This is a genomic window from Mesorhizobium sp. M7A.F.Ca.CA.002.04.1.1 (genome assembly GCF_004022805.1).
Classification (GTDB): Bacteria; Pseudomonadota; Alphaproteobacteria; order Rhizobiales; family Rhizobiaceae; genus Mesorhizobium; species Mesorhizobium ciceri.
This window is the reverse complement of sequence record NZ_RZPL01000610.1, coordinates 1-3529: the sequence shown is the minus strand read 5'-3', so window position 1 is coordinate 3529 and position 3529 is coordinate 1. Positions and strand designations below refer to the sequence as shown.

At 61.6% G+C, this 3529-nt stretch carries 4 protein-coding genes and 1 pseudogene; 4 read left to right on the top strand and 1 reads right to left on the bottom strand.

The window, feature by feature from the left end; genetic code table 11:
- The 3 genes from ENZ75_RS25265 to ENZ75_RS25255 all read left to right on the top strand — a co-directional run.
- Positions 1–907 (top strand): ABC transporter substrate-binding protein (locus ENZ75_RS25265; protein ID WP_245481223.1); only part of this gene is annotated, 907 nt, incomplete at its 5' end.
- Positions 908–1003: 96 nt separating this feature from the next.
- Positions 1004–1483, top strand: a complete 480-nt coding sequence (locus ENZ75_RS25260) for a DUF3828 domain-containing protein (RefSeq protein WP_027163240.1) — start codon at positions 1004–1006, stop codon at positions 1481–1483.
- Between the two features lie 4 nt (positions 1484–1487).
- A complete protein-coding gene (locus ENZ75_RS25255; protein WP_013532329.1) occupies positions 1488–2099 on the top strand; it encodes a hypothetical protein in 612 nt (203 codons plus the stop codon).
- Positions 2100–2108: 9 nt separating this feature from the next.
- Here the strand turns inward: ENZ75_RS25255 and queF are convergent, their stop codons facing one another.
- Positions 2109–2570 (bottom strand): preQ(1) synthase, encoded by a 462-nt coding sequence (gene queF / locus ENZ75_RS25250; protein WP_010915503.1) that lies wholly within the window; start codon positions 2568–2570, stop codon positions 2109–2111.
- 101 nt (positions 2571–2671) lie between these two features.
- Between queF and ENZ75_RS25245 the strand changes: the two are divergent.
- A pseudogene (locus tag ENZ75_RS25245) lies at positions 2672–3529 on the top strand (N-methylproline demethylase); the annotation flags it as partial.

The following is a 3529-nucleotide window of genomic DNA, read 5'->3' as shown; positions in this document are numbered from 1 at the left end:
CGTCAAGCGTCGTGAGAATGGCAAATGGTGGGGTGGTGAGGCGCCGCTCGACAGCGTCGAGTTCGTCGACTACGGCACCGATTTCAACGCCACCGTGAACGCGTTCGAATCCGGTGAGATCGACCTCAATTTCGAGTCGCCCGCCGACTTCATCGACATTCTCGACAAGATGGATCTGGTGAAATCGGAGGTGGCGACGGCGACGACGCTGGTTGCCCGCACCAACATCACCCACAAGCCCTACGACGACAAGCGGGTGCGCAACGCCCTGCAAATGGCCGTCGACAACAATGCGGTCCTCGAACTCGGTTATGCCGGGCGAGGCACCCCTGGTGAAAACCACCACGTCGCCCCGATCCATCCGGAATACTATGCGCTGCCCAAGAAGACACGCGACGCCGCCGGCGCCAAGAAGCTGATGGCGGAAGCCGGACAGGCCGACTTCGAGCATGAGCTGATCACCATCGAGGACGATTGGCAGAAGAATACCGGCGACGCCATTGCCGGCCAGTTGCGCGATGCCGGGATCAAGGTGAAGCGCACGGTGCTGCCGGGTTCGACCTTCTGGAACGACTGGACGAAATATCCCTATTCGATGACGATCTGGTACATGCGCCCGCTTGGCGTGCAGGTGCTGGCGCTCGGCTATCGCACCGGCGAGGCCTGGAATGAATCGGCATATTCCAACCCCGATTTTGATGCCAAGCTCAAGCAGGCGCTTTCGCTCATCGACGTGGAGAAACGACGCGAGGTCATGAAGGATGTCGAGCAGATCCTGCAGGATTCGGGCGTCATTATTCAGCCCTTCTGGCAGAAGCTCTACAGCCACATGAGCAAGAAGGTGAAGAACTATGGTGTCCACCAGACATTCGAGATGGACCTTCAGAACGTCTGGCTGGACGGCTAAAACAAGGTGCTGCAGGACTTCATGAGCCGCAAAAAAGCCGATATGCAGGATACGTGGTGTTGATAGGCTCAAGCCGTCAAAAGCCGGAGATTCTGCATGCGACTGACAGTGATCGTTGCCGCCCTTTCGATAGCCCTGCCGGCCGGAGCCGTCGCCGGACCGGCGTCCGACGCGGTGAAGTTCTTCTATGCCCCGGCGGTCAAGTTCGAGGCCGACGAACAATATCGGGACCGGTTCACCGAACCGGTGACGAAACTGTTCGACCTGAACGACCAGGCAACGAAAAAGAACCCGGACCAGGTCGCCTGCATCGATTTCGATCCTGGTCTCGACGCTCAGGATTTCGATCAGAAAACCGTCTCGAAAACGCTGAAACTGTCTGAGAAGCAGGATGGCGACAACGCACAGGTCACGGCATCCTTCAGCCTGTTTCCGGAAGGCGATGATTCCAAACGTGAAATGCTCTGGTCGCTCAAGAAGATCGACGGCAAGTGGAAGATATCGGACATCGCTTCCAAAACCAGCGACTGGACGCTCAGCGCGCTGGAATGCATGGCCGGCCAGACGCCGGAGTGAAGCGATGGCCCACCGCCGGTTCGTGGCACTGTCGGGTGTGTGCCTGCTGGCGGCTCTGAGCGGCGCCGCCGCGCAAGGCTTGTTGGGTGCGCCGCCGGCAAACGCCCCGGCCGACACCCAGCCGAGCGACAGCGCTGCACCGCCCGCAAATGCGCCGGGCGGAGCGGCAGAACCGGCCACGCCGCCGGTTGGATGGTCGCCGGCCGAAGCCGCGCCCGCCGCACCGATCCAGCCGGGCTCGCCGACCGCCGTTGTGCGGCCGTTTTACGATCAGGTCGGGCTGGAGATCGATCCGGCCGAGCGAAGCCATTTCATCGATCCAGCCAAAACCGTGCTCGACAAGAGCGACGCCTTGCGCAAATCCGGGCAGGGCGAGTGCCTCGACCCCAACATGGCGCTCGACAATGCCGATTACGACAAGGCCGAGATAGACAAGAGCCTGAAGACGCTCGAGGCGATCAACGGTGACCAGGCCAAGGTCATCGTCGCCTTCGTCATATCGGGCAACCCGCACCGGCTGGAATGGAAATTCAAGAAGGTCGATGGCGACTGGAAGATCACGGACCTGTTGTCGGTGACCGGCGAATGGGCACTCAGCCAATATCAGTGCGAATGATGGGCGAGCTCAACCCCGCCCGCGATAGGGCGCCACCCCGGTGTCGGGGAGCCAGGCGCCTTCCGGCGGAGCGCCGGTTTGCCAGAACACATCGATCGGAATGCCGCCGCGTGGATACCAATAGCCGCCTATGCGCAACCACAGCGGCTTGGTTGCCGCCACGATGCGGCGGCCGATCATGACGGTGCAGTCTTCATGGAAGGCGCCATGGTTGCGAAACGAGGTCATGAACAGCTTGAGCGACTTCGATTCCACCAGAGCCGCATCGGGTGCGTAGTCGATGACGATATGGGCGAAGTCCGGTTGGCCGGTGACCGGGCACAGCGAGGTGAATTCCGGGCAGGTGAAGCGCACGATCGCCGGCGGCCCGTCGCCGCGCGAAAACGGTACGGTCTCCAGAACCGCTGCTTCGGGGCTTTGTGGCGTCTCGACGTGCGCACCGAGCTGGGTGAGAGTTTTGGTATCGATCATGGGCCCAATCCTTGTCGCATGCGCCCGGAGTGCGTGCGGGACGACATGCTTGAAAACGAATTTTGCCGCTCATTAGCACAATTTGAAACCGCAGGAAGACGATGACCTCCAACGATCCGCTTCTCCAGCCCTACCAGCTCAAACATCTGACGCTGAAGAACCGGGTCATGTCGACCAGCCATGAGCCGGCCTATTCCGAGGACGGCATGCCGAAACAGCGATACCGGCTCTACCATGCCGAGAAGGCCAAGGGCGGTATGGCGCTGACCATGACCGCCGGCTCGGCGATCGTCTCGCGCGACAGCCCGGCCGCTTTCGGCAATCTGCATGTCTATGACGACAGGATCGTGCCGTGGCTGGCCGAGCTCGCCGATGCCTGCCACGAGCACGACTGCAAGGTGATGATCCAGATCACCCATCTCGGCCGCCGTACCGGCTGGAACAAGGCCGACTGGCTGCCGGTGCTCTCGGCCTCGCCGGTGCGTGAGCCGGCGCATCGCGCATTCCCGAAAACCATCGAGGACTGGGACATCGAGCGCATCGTCGCCGACTATGCTTCGGCCGCCCAGCGCTGTCAGGCCGCCGGCCTGGACGGCATCGAGTTCGAATCCTACGGCCATCTGATGGACGGCTTCTGGTCGCCGGCCACCAACCATCGCGACGACGAATTCGGCGGCTCGCTCGACAACCGCCTGCGCTTCACCAACATGGTGCTTGATGCCGTGCGTGCGTCGGTCGGCGAGAAATTCGTCGTCGGCATCCGCATGGTCGCTGACGAAGATTTCGAAAAAGGCCTGTCCAAACAGGAGGGCATCGAGATCGCCAGGCGGCTGGCCAATTCCGGCAAGGTCGATTTCCTCAACATCATCCGCGGCTCGATCGAAAGCGATGCGGCGCTGACCAAGGTCATACCGGTGGCCGGCATGCGCTCGTCGCCGCATCTCGATTTCGCCGGAGAG

Excerpts from the sequence above, each read along its gene's own strand:
- ENZ75_RS25260 (WP_027163240.1), top strand. The coding sequence starts at position 1,004 with ATGCGACTGACAGTGATCGTTGCCGCCCTTTCGATAGCCCTGCCGGCC.
- ENZ75_RS25255 (WP_013532329.1), top strand. The coding sequence starts at position 1,488 with ATGGCCCACCGCCGGTTCGTGGCACTGTCGGGTGTGTGCCTGCTGGCG.
- queF (WP_010915503.1), bottom strand. The coding sequence starts at position 2,570 with ATGATCGATACCAAAACTCTCACCCAGCTCGGTGCGCACGTCGAGACG.